At 48.5% G+C, this 15500-nt stretch carries 14 protein-coding genes; 10 read left to right on the forward strand and 4 right to left on the reverse strand.

What is annotated here, in order from left to right; all coding sequences use genetic code 11:
- Positions 1–33: 33 nt before the first annotated feature.
- The 6 genes from EZMO1_RS16395 (at position 34) to EZMO1_RS16420 (ending at position 5467) form a co-directional block, all read left to right on the forward strand.
- A complete protein-coding gene (locus tag EZMO1_RS16395; protein WP_034877112.1) occupies positions 34–975 on the forward strand; it encodes a methionyl-tRNA formyltransferase in 942 nt (313 codons plus the stop codon).
- A gap of 22 nt (positions 976–997) precedes the next feature.
- Positions 998–1609: an aspartyl/asparaginyl beta-hydroxylase domain-containing protein gene (locus EZMO1_RS16400; protein WP_034877608.1), complete on the forward strand. Its 612-nt coding sequence runs from the start codon at positions 998–1000 to the stop codon at positions 1607–1609.
- A 130-nt stretch (positions 1610–1739) separates the two neighbouring features.
- The gene (locus EZMO1_RS16405) at positions 1740–2534 is read left to right on the forward strand and encodes an arsenite methyltransferase (RefSeq protein WP_034877109.1); all 795 of its coding nucleotides are present in this window, start codon (positions 1740–1742) and stop codon (positions 2532–2534) included.
- Positions 2535–2757: 223 nt separating this feature from the next.
- The gene (locus EZMO1_RS27830; protein WP_034877106.1) at positions 2758–3681 is read left to right on the forward strand and encodes an OmpA family protein; all 924 of its coding nucleotides are present in this window, start codon (positions 2758–2760) and stop codon (positions 3679–3681) included.
- Between the two features lie 114 nt (positions 3682–3795).
- Complete coding sequence (locus EZMO1_RS16415) at positions 3796–4725, forward strand: DMT family transporter (protein ID WP_051790130.1); 930 nt, start codon at positions 3796–3798, stop codon at positions 4723–4725.
- Positions 4726–4729: 4 nt separating this feature from the next.
- On the forward strand, positions 4730–5467 hold the full coding sequence (locus EZMO1_RS16420) for a tRNA1(Val) (adenine(37)-N6)-methyltransferase (RefSeq protein ID WP_034877104.1): 738 nt from the start codon (positions 4730–4732) through the stop codon (positions 5465–5467).
- 112 nt (positions 5468–5579) lie between these two features.
- Here EZMO1_RS16420 and EZMO1_RS16425 read toward each other — a convergent pair whose 3' ends face one another.
- Positions 5580–6821 carry a hypothetical protein gene (locus EZMO1_RS16425; protein ID WP_034877102.1) on the reverse strand — a complete coding sequence of 414 codons (1242 nt, stop codon included), beginning with the start codon at positions 6819–6821 and terminating at the stop codon, positions 5580–5582.
- Positions 6822–6990: 169 nt separating this feature from the next.
- Positions 6991–8052, reverse strand: coding sequence for a class I SAM-dependent methyltransferase (locus EZMO1_RS16430; RefSeq protein ID WP_034877100.1), 1062 nt, complete (start codon positions 8050–8052; stop codon positions 6991–6993).
- A gap of 192 nt (positions 8053–8244) precedes the next feature.
- Between EZMO1_RS16430 and yciA the strand changes: the two genes are divergently transcribed.
- From yciA to EZMO1_RS16450, 4 genes are all read left to right on the forward strand, one after another.
- Positions 8245–8631, forward strand: a complete 387-nt coding sequence (gene yciA, locus EZMO1_RS16435) for an acyl-CoA thioester hydrolase YciA (RefSeq protein WP_034877098.1) — start codon at positions 8245–8247, stop codon at positions 8629–8631.
- A gap of 41 nt (positions 8632–8672) precedes the next feature.
- Positions 8673–9293 (forward strand): uridine kinase, encoded by a 621-nt coding sequence (gene udk, locus EZMO1_RS16440; protein WP_034877096.1) that lies wholly within the window; start codon positions 8673–8675, stop codon positions 9291–9293.
- A 497-nt stretch (positions 9294–9790) separates the two neighbouring features.
- On the forward strand, positions 9791–10828 hold the full coding sequence (locus EZMO1_RS16445) for a GMP reductase (RefSeq protein WP_034877093.1): 1038 nt from the start codon (positions 9791–9793) through the stop codon (positions 10826–10828).
- Between the two features lie 609 nt (positions 10829–11437).
- Positions 11438–12343, forward strand: coding sequence for a hypothetical protein (locus EZMO1_RS16450; protein ID WP_145912634.1), 906 nt, complete (start codon positions 11438–11440; stop codon positions 12341–12343).
- A 35-nt stretch (positions 12344–12378) separates the two neighbouring features.
- On the opposite strand, the gene pflA is transcribed toward EZMO1_RS16450, so the two are convergent.
- Together pflA and pflB are read right to left on the reverse strand one after the other, a co-directional pair.
- Positions 12379–13110 (reverse strand): pyruvate formate-lyase-activating protein, encoded by a 732-nt coding sequence (gene pflA / locus EZMO1_RS16455; protein ID WP_034877087.1) that lies wholly within the window; start codon positions 13108–13110, stop codon positions 12379–12381.
- A gap of 84 nt (positions 13111–13194) precedes the next feature.
- The gene (gene pflB / locus EZMO1_RS16460) at positions 13195–15477 is read right to left on the reverse strand and encodes a formate C-acetyltransferase (protein ID WP_061509586.1); all 2283 of its coding nucleotides are present in this window, start codon (positions 15475–15477) and stop codon (positions 13195–13197) included.
- Positions 15478–15500: the final 23 nt, after the last annotated feature.

Genomic DNA, 15500 nt, shown 5'->3' on the forward strand with positions numbered 1-15500 from the left:
GTTTAAAACCACGCAACTAAAAAGACTATAAAAATGCCTGCCAAGCCGCCCGAGAAGAAGATTAAGCTGGCTCTGTTTGCCTCAAGTTGTATTGCTATTCCTGTTATTAACGAGCTGTTGCAAGCCGGGCGCCTGGCAGGAGTTATTGTTTCAACACGACAGGATCATGATGCACGACAATTGTCATCTCAGCTGCAACAGGCCGGTATTCCGTTTCACGTTTTTCCTGAAAGCAACCCTGATCAGCTCCTACCCATAATGGATGACTGGCAGGCCGACACCGGTCTGGTCTACACCTTTCCTCACAGGCTTCCGAAAAACATTATTCATGCATTCTGTCAGGGTACATTCAACCTGTACGCCTCACCTTTACCGAAATATCGGGGTGCTATGCCCCTTTACTGGCAGATTCGAAACAGGGAAACAGAGAGTTGTTTGTCCATAATCCGGATGGAACAGACCGTCGATACCGGGGACATTATGTTTCAGCAACCGTTGCCCCTGACAGACAGAGATACCCTCAACACACTGGCCAACACTATGTCTGCCCGGGCTCCGGCGTTTGTCACACAGTTTCTTGATCAATTGTGTAATGCAAAGCTTCATCCACGTCCTCAGGAAGGCGAGTCTACAGCCGCTCCAATGCCACAATTGGAAGATCTTCTGGTTGACTGGAAGAGTATGACGGCTGAAGGCATCGCTGCTATGGCTCGGGCGGGCAACCCGCAATTTAACGGTGCGGTTATAAAATGGCAGAACGCACAGATCGCACTGATGCAGGCGACACCGGTCGATCACCCCGGCTATGGTGTTGAAGCCGGTACCGTGTTGCATGTCGGCGAACCCGAAGGTTTGATTGTTGCCACATCCGACGGAGCCCTGAGACTGGACGTAATAATGGTAACTGAAGGAATATTCAGCGGGCTGGCATTTGCGGAACGTTTCAAACTTGATGCTGGAATGCAGTTTTCCTGACTTTTCCAAGGAAAATAGTTTTATGCCTGAGCTGGTAAACGACCTGCCGTTTAAACAACTTGATATTGGCATTCAGAACTTTGATCGTCTGCGTCAAGACGCAATCAACCTCATACAGTCAGAAGAATGGCTTGATCATGTCAATCTCAAAGACTATCAGGGCAGCTGGCAGGTTCTGCCAATCAGGGGACTTGCCTGCCATATTGACGCTCACCCCGTTCTGCAAGCCTTCCAGATATCAAACGACGATTCACAGTTATACATTAATTACCCAACTGCAGAGCAGTTGCCGGATGTGATCGACCTGTTTCAGAATTTACACTGCGACATTCTATCCGCACGCCTGATGAAACTAGCCCCAGGGGCGTGCATTAAGACTCACAGGGACAATGGTCTCTGTTTTTCCATGGGACAGGTGCGGCTGCATTTTTGTCTGGTGAGTAATCATAACGTCGCTTTTACGGTTGCCGGAAAACCTCTGGCCATACAAGAGGGTGAGCTATGGTATATCAATGCCCATGAACCTCACTCTGTCGTTAATCACAGCAACATAAGCCGCATCCATCTGGTGATTGACTGCCTGAGTAATGACTGGCTGGGAGACAGGCTAGGCACTCAGTGTTCAACACGATAATCTTTTTATTAAGCTACCAATATTCGTCCATGTTCAGGTAAATCAACCATACCCGATCTTTATGAAGCTCTTTCCTGTGACCACGCAGAGGCTATCCTGAGTTTTTGCTCATATCACAGAGGAAAGAGCAATGAGTCATGTAGTACACGACAAAATTCGTAAACATGTGCGAGACAACTACCGTAAAGTAGCAGAGTCAAAAGCACCTGATGGCGACCGAACCCATTGCTGTGATAGTTCGAAACCTGACCCGGACTCTATGTCTCTGCAAATGGGCTACAGTCAAAACGATGTAGAACAGGTACCTGAAGGTGCAAACATGGGGCTTGGATGCGGTAATCCAAAAGCCATTGCTTCCTTAAAACCGGGTGAAACCGTTCTTGATCTGGGCAGTGGTGGCGGCTTTGACTGCTTTCTTGCAGCAGCAGAAGTAGGTGACACCGGTCATGTCATCGGTGTCGATATGACTCCGGAGATGGTCAGCAAAGCCCGTGCAAATGTAGAAAAATCAGTGCATAACCATGTTGAGTTCAGATTGGGTGAAATCGAATACCTTCCCGTCGCCGACGCCACCATTGATGTTGTGATTTCAAATTGTGTTATCAACCTTTCTCCCAACAAACTCAAGGTGTTTCAGGAAGTCTATCGGGTACTGAAACCAGGCGGAAGGCTGGCTATTTCAGACACCGTAGCCAGCATCGAACTACCGAAGTCGTTTAAAAGTGAGGAAAACTATAACGCCTGTCTGTCGGGAGCAATATTAATCGAGGAACTTGAACGCATAATGCAGGAAAGCGGCTTTACTGAGATAAAAATTACACCCAAAAATGAGAGTAAAGCGTTTATACGTCACTGGGCTCCGGGAACAAACGTCGAAGACTATATTCTTTCCGCTTATATTGAGGGAGTAAAGCCAGCGCACTGACTAGCTCACTGAACTGAATAGCTCACTGAATAGCTTAGCGGGATCAACTTCAATGGATTATTTTCATAGTCCAAACCATCCTGACCTATACTTCCTCTACTTCATTAAAACTTGCTGCCAGCAACTAGCAACAGCAAATATTACGCTGAATCCGAACTGTTACTGCGAACCTCAGGGTTCAGCCTTCAGACAAGATCTTTTCTACCCGTCCGGAGTTTAAACCATGTCCAGTCCCCGCTCATTATCAGGAGTTGCGATCCTCATCCTGTTCAGTGTCATGCTATCGGGATGTGCGACAGATGGCAGTATCAAACGCTGGGGGCAGTGTGCACTGATTGGTGGTGGTTCCGGTGGTGTTCTTGGTGCCGCCATTGAAGGCGGCACGGCTGCTGCCGGTGGTGCCGCCATTGGTGCAGTGCTCGGTGGCCTTCTCTGTGCATTTACCGACAAAGACAGCGACGGAGACGGGGTCTCTGACCGTTACGACCTGTGTCGGGATACGCCTTCCGGCGTAGCCGTTGGTGAATCGGGTTGTCCGCTGGATTCAGACAACGACGGCGTGCCTGATTACAAAGACTTGTGCCCTGGAACTCCGGGTGGCATGCGGGTGAATGAACACGGTTGTCCGGACAGCGATGGCGACGGCGTTGCTGACAATATGGATCAATGCCCCAACACTCCGACCGGTGTTGTTGTGGACAGCAAAGGCTGCCCTGTTGATTCAGACAGTGATGGTGTTCCGGATGGACTGGATAAATGCCCGAATACCATGAAAGGCGCTCCGGTTGACAGCCATGGATGCTACCTGGATGTGTCTGAGAATCTGGGAGAAGTCCACTTCAGTTTTAATGAAAAAGCCATTGATGGTGCATCGCAGCAATTCCTCAACAAGGTTGCTCAGAAAATGAAAGGAAATCCTGATCTGAAAATAAGAGTCTATGGCTACACCGACAATACAGGTGAGGCCGCCTATAACGTGGAATTGTCTCAGAAAAGAGCCAACGCCGTCAGAGATTATCTGGTCAATCAGGGTATTGACACTGACCGGATAAAACCACTGGCTGGCGGTGTCATACTTGAGCACAACAACACCCGTGCCGGAAGAGCTGCCAATCGCAAAGCCAGTCTGCTCACTGGTGAAGAATAGCCCACAGCTCTAGCCATGGAAGGCTGCCAACTATTTACTGACAGCCTGTTTATGAGTGTGGTATACAAGCCCTCCCCTTTTATCTGAAAACGTCTACGCATAAACAGGCAAGCAATGACCTCTCAATCCAAAGCATGCAGTTACGCTCTGGCTACCGCGCTGTTGTGGTCTACCATCGCAACAGCATTCAAACTGACCCTTGACTATCTTGACCCTTGGCAACTGGTGTTCTGGTCAGTACTGACTTCTACCCTTTTGCTGGGAAGTATTGTTTTGCTGCAGGGTAAAGGGAAGCTACTGGTGCGTCAGGCCAGAGAGTCATTCTGGCTTTATGCAGCCCTTGGTGTATTGAACCCCTTTCTTTATCACATCTTTTTGTTTGGTGCTTACGAGCTTCTGCCAGCCCAACAGGCCCAGGCGCTTAACTACAGCTGGCCAGTGGCACTCAGTTTGCTGGCAGTCCCCATGCTGGGTAAAAAATTAAGCCGTAAAGACATCCTCTGTTGTCTGACGGCTTATCTTGGTGTTTTGATTATCAGCACCCGCGGGCAACTGCAAAGTCTGGACTTTGGCAGTCCGACAGGCGTCATTCTTGCGCTTGCCAGCACGCTGGCCTGGGCAGTGTACTGGATTTTTAATACCCGCCTGAAAGGCGACCCTCTGGTTAGCCTGCTGATCTGCTTTCTGCTGGGCATGCCCTGGATTATTGCAGCAACTGCCATTGCTTCCGACTTTCACCCCGGCAGTATTGAAGGCTTAGCCGGTGCTGCCTACATTGGCGTGATTGAAATGGGCATTGCCTACATTCTCTGGCTTAAAGCTTTGAAGCTGGCTGAAAACACCGCGGAGGTGAGTAATATCAGTTACCTGAGTCCTTTTCTGTCACTGTTTTTTATTGCCAATATTCTGCAGGAAAGTATTCATCCAACCACTTACATCGGGTTGGTAATGATTGTTGTTGCCGTCGTGTTGCAGCAGCGCAAGTCTGCCACAGTCAAAGACCGCAGCAGCGACGTATCCGGTACTGCCGTTGAACAGGGCTGACAGAATGGCTCGAAAACCCAATTCGTACTTTCAGTTCAAACAGTTTCGCATTGAGCAGGGACAGTGTGCCATGAAGGTAACACTGGATGCCTGCTTTTTTGGTGCGCTCGTTGAGGTTTCAGACAGTCAGAGAATTCTGGATATAGGCGCAGGAACCGGGTTGCTGAGCCTGATGGCCGCACAGCGCAGCTCTGCTCGGATTGACGCCATTGAACTGGACAGAGAGGCGGCCGGACAGGCAAAAGAAAACGTTACCCAAAGCCCATGGACTGATCAAATAAAGGTGATTCAGTCGTCTATTCAGACATTTTCAGGGCTGCCCGAAGGTTATGACACCATTATCTGCAACCCGCCCTTCTTTGAAAATGCCCTGAAAGCACCCGACAGGCAGCGGAATATGGCTCGTCATACCTGCAGTCTGAGTTTTGATGAGCTGGCACAGAGTCTTGATCGCCATTTAGCTCGCTCCGGTAGTGCATGGGTTTTACTGCCAACACGTTCAACGCCGTCATTTCTGAATGCAGTTGCAAATTGCCCCGACCTTAAACACAGCAGAACTATTGCCATTCGCTCCAAACCGAATCGTCAGGAACATCGGCATATTCTAACCATTACAAAGAATCTGGCTGATCAATCGTTGGAAGAAAAGTCGGAAGTCATGACAGTTCACACTGAGGCGGGAGGGTATTCAGACAGGATGAAGGTGCTTCTTGGCAGCTATTATATCCATCCTCTGGAATAGCCTTCTAATTTCATTTCTGACATAACTAATGGTGGCTCTCAACTACTTTTTAAAGAGCCACCCTTTTATTTCAAAATGAAACTAACTATTCCGAAAAATAGTTGTATTTACCTCAATCGGAGTCGGAGTCATAGGAACTACCACCCGAACTCCTTCTTTCATAAAAATTTTGCTCTTGCACTTCGCGATCTCTGCTTGATGTTTTACGCCTACGCCTTAACCCTGAACGGTTGGTTGTTTCACTGCCAAAACCTGAACTACCACTCAGATCATCTCCCTGTTTTTTTGTACCAGCAGACTCATTGTCTGAATCAGCTTGATCAGTAAAAAAGTCATCTTCAGGCTCAGTTTCATTACCTGAATCAACATCGGATTCAATGTCTTTTAAACCTTGCAGATACTTCGAAGCAATGGGTACGCCGCCTTGAACACCAAACAACTCACCGTACCGACCAAGGAATTGTTGTTTTTCCTCTCTGGCAGCATTCAAATCAAAATCATTAGTCATTTTCTTTAAGCTGGCAACTGATTCCAAAAATGCCATATGGTGTTGATATTTCCGAGCACTTGAAACATCACGACTCTTTTCCCAACTTTTCAATTGTTTTTTAACTGACCTTTCATGAACCGACCACTCTTCAGTCATCATCCTCAATGCTGATTCAAAGGTCGTTTCACCCTCTTCCTTTAAACTTGGGTTAGCATTAATTTCCTGTACAAAATGTTTCAGCCCATGCAATCTTTCACCAGATCCTGCTTTAACTTTACTTGTTCCGAACACTAGCTGATGTAAACTCTGCCACTTTGTAGCCTCTTCACTGGATTTGCCTTCAAGGAAGCGTAACATGTCGGCCCATGCAATATCTTTCAGGTGTTTAACGCCTTTAGTAAATTCTTGCTCAATATCGCTTAGCTTACCTTTGTAGCGCTCAGTTCTTGCATCAGCTCCTGAAATAAATGCTTCCAACGCTGGCTGCAATTTAATAAAAGCATCCATTAACTCCTGGGCTTCTTGCTTAGCTGATTCTGTGCCGTACTTTTCACCTTTAAGTCTGAACTGCTCCACAAGCTTTCCAGTATCAGTCCTTCTGATAGACCGGTTGTGTATGGCAGAATCAAAATCAGCTCCCAACTTGCTTCTTAGCGCAGCTTTAGGGGTGTAGACATTGCTGGCAAAATTGCGGGCACGGCGAGGTATCAGAACTTTTAACTTTTTCGCAAGCTTAACCGTTTTAAGGGCAAATTTCTTTAGTGCGATTAACGGCTTAATGTTTGCAGCCTTTGTTCGCAGTCGGCTCCCCGGCCTCAATAAGGCCGGAAGCCTAGCATTCACTTTGTCAAAAATTGAAGCCATCTGATCTCTCCCTGATCTTAGGAATCACAACTTCTGGTTAGTATAGGAAATAAATCTTCTTAAAAAGTCACGATTAATCGGGAGTCAGAATAAATAGGATTGTTTTTATAAAAACGAACATTAGCTGAGCCAGGTGACGTAAATACGACACCTGAAACTCAACGTGACATTAATGCCTGATAGCCTGATAAACCGTGAACCCATTGCGAGTCACCAGTGTTTTACAGTGACCAAAGGCTTTAACAATAATGGGTTCATAACGCAGAAAACTGTTTACCACAATTCTCAGCTCTCCTCCTTTATTAAGCCGTGGAGCAGCTTCTGCCAGAAACTGCTCAGTCACCGCATAGTGCGTCTTTACGCCCTGATGAAACGGTGGGTTCGAGACAATAAAGTCAAACGTACCTTCTACCTCTGACAATCCATCACTGGCAACGGTTCTGAATCGCTCAACACCGAGCTGTTTCAGGGTGCGTTCCGAACTGGCCAGTGCCAGAGCATCGCAATCCACCAGTGTGTAGTCGTTATCAGCCTTCAGTTTGGCAAGCGCAGCGGAGATCACACCGGCACCACAACCAAAGTCCAGCACTTTGCCAGCAGGCACTGCATCAAACGTATCCAGTAACACCTGAGTACCCACATCCAGCCGGCCATGACTGAATACGCCGGGCAATGATTGAATCGACAGACTTCCATCAGCCACAGGAATCTCAAAGCCGGTCAATACTTTTTGCCAGTCAAAGGCTTCTTTACGGGTGGGCGAAGCACCTTCCAGCAACCCACAATGACGGGCATTATCCAGATTTTTAACCGACTCGAAGGTGTTCTTCAGGCGCTTTCTCCAGGACTTGATACCCTCACCATTTTCGCCCACCAGCCAGATACAGCCATCTTCCGTCAGCAGTGGCAGCAGCATTTCCAGCCAATAGTCCATCAGTGCCTTGCTTTTCTGAAGGAAAAGAATAACGCCATCAAAACGCTGTTCTGTCGCAGATACCACCGGCGCAAATTCCAGACTCATACGCTCATTACCCTCCCAGCCGGACCTGAGACGCCGAAAAACAGCGTAATCTCTGGTCAAACCCGACACCTTGGTGGCAATACCCTCTTCCAGCAGGAGATTGCCCAGATTATCCGCAGGCATACCTACCAGCAGCATATTATCGCTTTCCAGCCACTGGGCATTGCGCATCACCAGCTGGCTGGTATTGGCGAGAGAATCAAATCCCATAAATGTGTCTAACCTTGTCTTCCGGATACATAATCTGCATTTCAAAAGCATTCATTCTAACAGAAGGGCTTTTGAGAGCCGCTCTTATACCGAAACCACAGACAAATCACAAACAGACATCTACCAATTTACAAGTGCACCGCACCGCCTTAGGATTCGCCGATCAAACCGGATAAATTTGGAGATGCTCTGATGCACGAGCCCCGAGGTGAACTGGTTCTTCGCACTCTGGCAATGCCCGCCGACACCAATGCCAACGGTGACATATTCGGTGGCTGGATACTGTCGCAAATGGATCTGGCCGGCGGTATGGCCGCCAAACAACGTGCCCACAGCCGTATATCAACCGTTGCCATAGAGTCCATGTCGTTTCATCAGGCTGTTAAGGTGGGTGACGTCGTTTGTTGTTACGCCGAGTTTATGCACATTGGCACAACCTCAATGCGTATTAAACTGGAAGTCTGGAGTATGAAGATGCCGTTCAACCAGAAACGGGTAAAGGTCACAGAAGGCATTTTCACCTATGTTGCCATAGACGACGATGGAAAACCTCACCCCGTCGATCGTCCGCAGCACTGAGCCGTCTCTATTCATCCACAGTTCCCAATGGTGGATTATTTATGAAACAGAAGACCATCCTTGTTGGTGTTGCCGGTGCCTCTGCATCCGGTAAAAGCCTGTTGGCTAACACTCTGATCGAAGAGTTACAGTCTGAGCACCTGTGCATTATTTCTGAAGACTCTTATTACAAGGATCAGACCCACCTGACCATGGAAGAGCGGGTTCGTACCAATTACGACCACCCGGACTCCATGGATCATGAGCTGATGCTGGAACATATGAACCAGCTAAAAGAGGGTAAAGCGGTTGATGTGCCCATGTACGATTACTCGGTTCATAATCGCAAAGAAGAGTGCCGTCATGTATTGCCAGCCCGCGTGGTGATTATTGAAGGCATTCTGTTGTTTACCCGTCCGGAAATCCGTGAAGCCTTCGACTTACGTTTTTATATGGACACACCACTGGATATCTGTCTGATTCGTCGTCTGAAACGGGATATTGTCGAGCGCGGTCGCGATGTGGATTCAGTCATCAAACAGTATCTTGAAACCGTGCGTCCTATGTTTCTTCAGTTTATTGAACCAGCCCGTCAGCATGCACACCTGATCATTCCCCATGGCGGTAAAAACCGGATTGCCATTGACCTGATCAAAACCAAAATCCGTGACCTGATCGATTAATACCAATTCCACCTTCTAAATATGAATTGCGCAGCCATTCTGAATCACGGGATCTGCGTTGGAACTCCTCGCAATAGCTCGCTATTACTCGTCGTTCCGCCTTTATGCCCTTCAGGGTATTGTCCCGCGATCCAGAATGACTTGCTCATGGTCATATTTAGAAAGCGGAACTGGTATAACCAACACATAATGCAGCCTCACTGTTAAAAAAACTGAAGCTGCATTGCTTATATTTGATTGGTCATTCAAAGCTATTGAATTAACAATCAACCCTTTGATCTTTGACAATGATTTTGTATACTCGACTGGTATAAGCGTCAAAACTCTGCATTCCTTTCCGATACTGCATCTGGCAGAAACGGAAACTCCTTTCAGGCACCCGCCGCTTGTACCTCACCCTCTGTATTAACCTGTAAAAACAGGCATGGGTCTTCGGCTTTTAATTCACTGCGTGAACATAGCTATTTTGAAAAGACTGATGCCTTAACGGGAAGATTATGCGCGTTGAAGCAGATATCAAGCTGGGCTTTAAAGACGTACTGTTTAAGCCTAAGCGTTCCACTCTGAAGAGCCGTTCACAGGTAAGCCTGGAACGTACCTTCCGCTTTGTTCACACCGATACAGAATGGACTGGTGTTCCTGTTATCGCTGCCAACATGGACACCGTTGGTACCTTCAACATGGCTCTGGCACTGGCCGAGCACAAAATGCTGACTGCCGTGCACAAGCACTACACCGTTGAAGAATGGAAAACCTTTTTAGCTAACGCCCCTGAAGGTATTCAGGAGCACATCATGGTCAGCTCCGGCACCTCCGACAGCGATTTCGAGAAAGTAAACGAGATTCTGGCTCTGGACAGCAAGCTGCGTTTTATTTGCATCGACGTAGCAAACGGCTACTCCGAGCACTTTGTATCTTACGTTACCCGCGTACGTAAAGCTCACCCGGACAAAGTTATCATTGCCGGTAACGTTGTCACCGGTGAAATGGTTGAAGAACTGATCCTGAAAGGCGCCGACATTGTAAAAGTTGGCATCGGCCCGGGTTCTGTTTGTACCACCCGAGTTAAGACCGGTGTTGGTTACCCACAGCTGTCCGCTACTGTTGAGTGTGCTGATGCGGCTCACGGCGTTGGCGGTCAGATCATCTCCGACGGTGGCTGCACCTGCGCAGGCGACGTTTCCAAAGCCTTCGGTGGCGGCGCAGATTTCGTAATGATCGGTGGCATGTTTGCCGGTCACGACGAGTCCGGCGGTGAAACTGTAGAAGAAGACGGAAAAGTATTCCGCCTGTTCTACGGCATGAGCTCCGACACAGCCATGGACAAACACTCCGGCGGTGTTGCCAAGTACCGCGCCTCTGAAGGTAAGACTGTTAAAGTTCCTTACCGTGGCCCGGTGGTTGAAACCGTTCAGGACATCCTGGGTGGCGTTCGCTCCACCTGCACCTATGTAGGTGCTGCCAAGCTGAAAGAACTGACTAAGCGTACAACGTTTATTCGCGTTCAGGAGCAGGAAAACCGCATTTTTAACTGATGCAATATAATTGTTTTCAGTGCAAAAAGCGCTACCTCTTACGTAGCTGTCTTTAAAATTAGCCACCGAGAAAAGTTATACTACAATCAGTGCTCAGTTTTTTTAAGCCGAGCACTGATTACCATGTCGTTCTCACTCCCCTGCTTCTGCCATAAAAAAACGATTCTCATACTTGCACTCCTGATATTATCCATCACTACATCTACACTCTGTTTCGCAGGATGGAATCAGGACTGCAGACTCTCTGACCATCAGGATCAGGATAAGAAGTTAACCTCGGATCCCTCATTAACTCACTATACGTATTACCTATGCACGGCCACCAACACCGACACCGGAGCATCGTTCGAGTACTCATTAGCTTCAGCGCAACAGACACCAAACACAATAGTTGTCATACCAGGCAGCACTCCCTTGCCAGCGGGTTTCAGTGTTGTAGCGCTTGCCAACCCTGAAAGCGATCAATATGCAATGGTCAAAACGAACAGACACAACGTACCTCGGGATGTTCTGGTTTCAGCTGCCATTCAAGCACAGAAATTTGCAGCAGCAGGAAACTGCGGTAATCAGGGGTTTTACACATACAGTTTCAAATCCCCAGATAAAAAAATGCTTGAAAAAATAAAAAAATTTGCTGAAGACAACCTGAACGAAAGAAGATCAAACGATGACTGGGAAGAAATCCCTGACAGCAACCCTATCCTCAGACGATGGCCTGAGATAAAAAAAGCCCTTCAATCCATTGTCAACAAGGCAGCAATGAGCTGGCCAGTCGTTATTTTCAGCAGTGTTTTATGGGATCAACCCATCAGACAAAGCGTTGCCAGCTTTGAGCCCAACCCAACCAACAACTTTAAGGACTGCCCTGTACAAGTCCTTGTCGATACCAATGAATTTCTCGGCGATATGCACAGACAGGGAATTACGGCCAAAAAATTTACCAGCCGCAATACCGTCAAGGAAATATCCGAAGGTTTTAATTCAGGAGTATCCACATTCCAGACAACTGGTCGTTTCATAGATTTTCTGGATGAGTCATGTCAGTGCAATACCTGTCCGGGAGATAAAGCACCTCACCCGGCTCGCTTCAGTGACTGCCTTGTTGACGTCACCATCCAAACCGATGTTATGGTGTTTGATGCATTAAGACTTACGAATAGCAACCTTAACGACTTTCTAAATTCAGAAGTACCTCTATCTGGCTACATCGCCAAATTCAACGGCACCGCCCCCGAAGCAAAAACCAGTGTATTTAAGATAAACTCAAATACAACACTGAATACTGCGACAGTCTTACATGCAAGCTTCTCAAATTTTGATACAGCCCCCGGCTCCAGTCGTTCAACCTGCGGCTGCCCGGAATGCCCCCCCGTTCAAACCAACGCCTCAAAAAACAAAGGAACCATTCTGGTAGGAATAACCAATCTCGCTATCTCAGCAGCAGCAGGCGTGACCATTTGGGCAACCCTCCTGGTAGTTAGCAAAGTCAGAACCCAACTCAGGTCACATCAATAACAAAAAAGCGCCTAACTGCTTCAGCGCCTTACCAATTAATAAGCCGCAGCCACCCCACGCTTAACAAACTCTGCTTTGATTGCGTCAAGCTGCTCCGTCGTCGGTGGCGTCACTGACTCCAGCTCATAAGTATCATTAAGCAAATCCCATTTATGCACCCCAAGCGAGTGATAAGGCAAAATCTCGACCTTTTCGACATTTCTCATAGGCGCAATAAACTCGGCCATTCTGGCAGCGTATTGAGGGTCAACTGTATACCCTTCCACAACCACGTAGCGAATCCAGACCGGCTTGTTAATCTCGTGCAGATACCGGGCAAAATTCAGCGGGTGACGATTGGTGACATACGTCAGTTTCTGATGCATGTCTTCATCAATCTGCTTCAGATCCAGCAATACCAGATCCGTATTCGACAGAAGTCGTTCAACTGGTTCGGTAATGGTTTTGGTAAAGCCATTGCTGTCCAGACAGGTATGAATGCCTGCCTTTCGACACTCGGCAAACAGGTCTGCCACAAATTCTGCCTGAATCAGGGGTTCACCGCCTGTAACCGTCACCCCGCCGGACAGAAAATTTCTGACCTTGTAAATATCCTGAAACACTTCTTCATGGCTTTTTATTTCGCCACCTTTACGCAAATCCCAGGTGTCCCGGTTATGACAATAACGGCAGCGCATATGACATCCCTGCATAAACACCACATAGCGAATACCCGGCCCGTCAACGGTGCCAAACGAGTCCTGAGAATGAACACGACCTAAAGACATAATTTTTCACTTCTTTTAATACAAAAAAGGCCGACATATCGCCGGCCTTTTTCAGATCACATCGCTAAGCGTCAACACTTTTCTTTACATGGAAGCTGTAAAGGTACGAGTGATAACGTCACGCTGCTGCTCTGGAGTCAGAGAGTTAAAGCGCACCGCGTAACCGGATACACGGATGGTCAGAGAAGGATACTTGTCCGGATTCTCTACTGCGTCTTCCAGCATTTCACGGTTCAGAACGTTAACGTTCAGGTGCTGACCACCTTCAACTTCCTGACCTTCATTGTGGAAGTAGCCATCCATCAGGCCGACCAGGTTGCGACGACGACTGCCTTCATCCTTACCCAGCGCTTTAGGCACGATGGAGAAGGTGTAGGAAATACCGTCTTTCGCGTAAGCAAATGGCAGCTTGGCAACAGAGCTCAGGGAGGCAATCGCACCGCTGGTGTCACGACCGTGCATTGGGTTTGCACCCGGACCGAACGGCTGACCTGCACGACGACCGTCTGGTGTGTTACCGGTCTTCTTACCATATACCACGTTGGAGGTGATGGTCAGGATAGACTGAGTCGGAATCGCTTCACGGTACATGTCGTTGGACGCGATTTTAGTCATGAATCGCTCAACCAGATCGCAGGCAATGGCGTCTACACGCTCATCGTTGTTACCAAACTTCGGATAGTCACCATCGATTTCGAAGTCAGTCGCAATACCGTTTTCATCACGAACCGGCTTAACAGTCGCGTACTTGATCGCCGCCAGAGAGTCAGCCGCAACGGACAGACCGGCAATACCACAAGCCATGGTACGTACTACGTCACGATCGTGCAGCGCCATCAGGGAGGCTTCGTAGGAGTACTTGTCGTGCATGTAGTGAATGCAGTTCAGCGCGGTCACGTATTGAGTGGCCAGCCAGTCCATGAAGCCATCCAGACGGGAGTTCACGTCTTCGTAATCCAGTACATCACTGGTAATCGCATCAGACTTTGGACCTACCAGCAGGCCGGTCTTCTCGTCAACACCGCCGTTGATCGCCAACAGCAGAGTCTTGGCCAGGTTAGCGCGGGCTCCGAAGAACTGCATCTGCTTACCCAGAACCATTGGAGATACACAGCAGGCAATACCGTAGTCGTCGCTTTCCATGTCCGGACGCATCAGGTCGTCGTTTTCGTACTGGATAGAGCTGGTATCGATGGACACCTTGGCGCAGTACTCTTTGAAGCCCTGTGGCAATTCTTCAGACCACAGTACAGTGATGTTTGGCTCCGGAGACGGACCCATGGTGTACAGGGTGTTCAGGAAACGGAAGCTGTTCTTGGTCACCAGAGTACGACCGTCCAGACCCATACCACCGATGGACTCAGTCGCCCAGATCGGGTCGCCGGAGAACAGATCATCATAATCAGGCGTACGCAGGAAGCGAACCATACGCAACTTCATAACGAAGTGGTCGATCATTTCCTGAGCCTGCTCTTCAGTGATCAGGCCAGCTTTCAGGTCACGCTCAATGTAGACGTCCAGGAAGGAAGCAACACGCCCCAGAGACATAGCAGCACCGTTCTGGGACTTAACTGCCGCCAGGTAACCGAAGTAAGTCCACTGGATAGCTTCCTGAGCATTCTTCGCAGGAACAGAAATGTCACACTCGTACTTGGCGGCCATTTCTTTAATCTGCATCAGGGCACGGATCTGTTCCATGATCTCTTCACGCAGCTGCAGGGTACGCTCCAGCTTCTCACCGTTTTCCAGAACCTTGTCCAGACTCTTGTGCTGAGCTTTCTTATCCTTAATCAGGAAATCGATACCGTACAGAGCAATACGACGGTAGTCACCAATAATACGACCACGGCCGTAAGCATCTGGCAGACCGGTGATTACGCCGGATTTGCGGCAAGCACGAACGTCTGGCGTGTAAACATCAAATACGCCAGCATTGTGAGTCTTGCGGTACTCGGTAAAGATTTTCTTGACCATCGGGTCCAGCTCTTTACCGTATACCTGACAGGACGTTTCCACCATGCGGATACCGCCGTTGGCAATGATCGCGCGCTTCAGCGGTTTTTCAGTCTGCAGGCCAACGATGGTTTCCAGGTCCTTGCGGATGTAACCAGCGTCGTGAGAAGTGATGGTAGAAGGCAGGTCAGTGTCAAAATCAACCGGTGCGTGAGTACGGTTTTCCTGCTTGATGCCTTCCATAACGTCAGCCCACAGAGTATCTGTGGCCTTGGTAGCACCAGCCAGGAAGTCGTCACCACCTTCATAAGGGGTGTAGTTCTTCTGGATAAAGTCGCGAACATTTACGCTGTTTGCCCAGTCGCCCTGAGCAAAACCTTCCCACTGGGGAATTTCGTTGACTTGAGTGCTCATTCAGCAAGCTCCTCGTGTTTTTG

This window comes from Endozoicomonas montiporae CL-33, assembly GCF_001583435.1.
GTDB classification, from domain to species: domain Bacteria; phylum Pseudomonadota; class Gammaproteobacteria; order Pseudomonadales; family Endozoicomonadaceae; genus Endozoicomonas_A; species Endozoicomonas_A montiporae.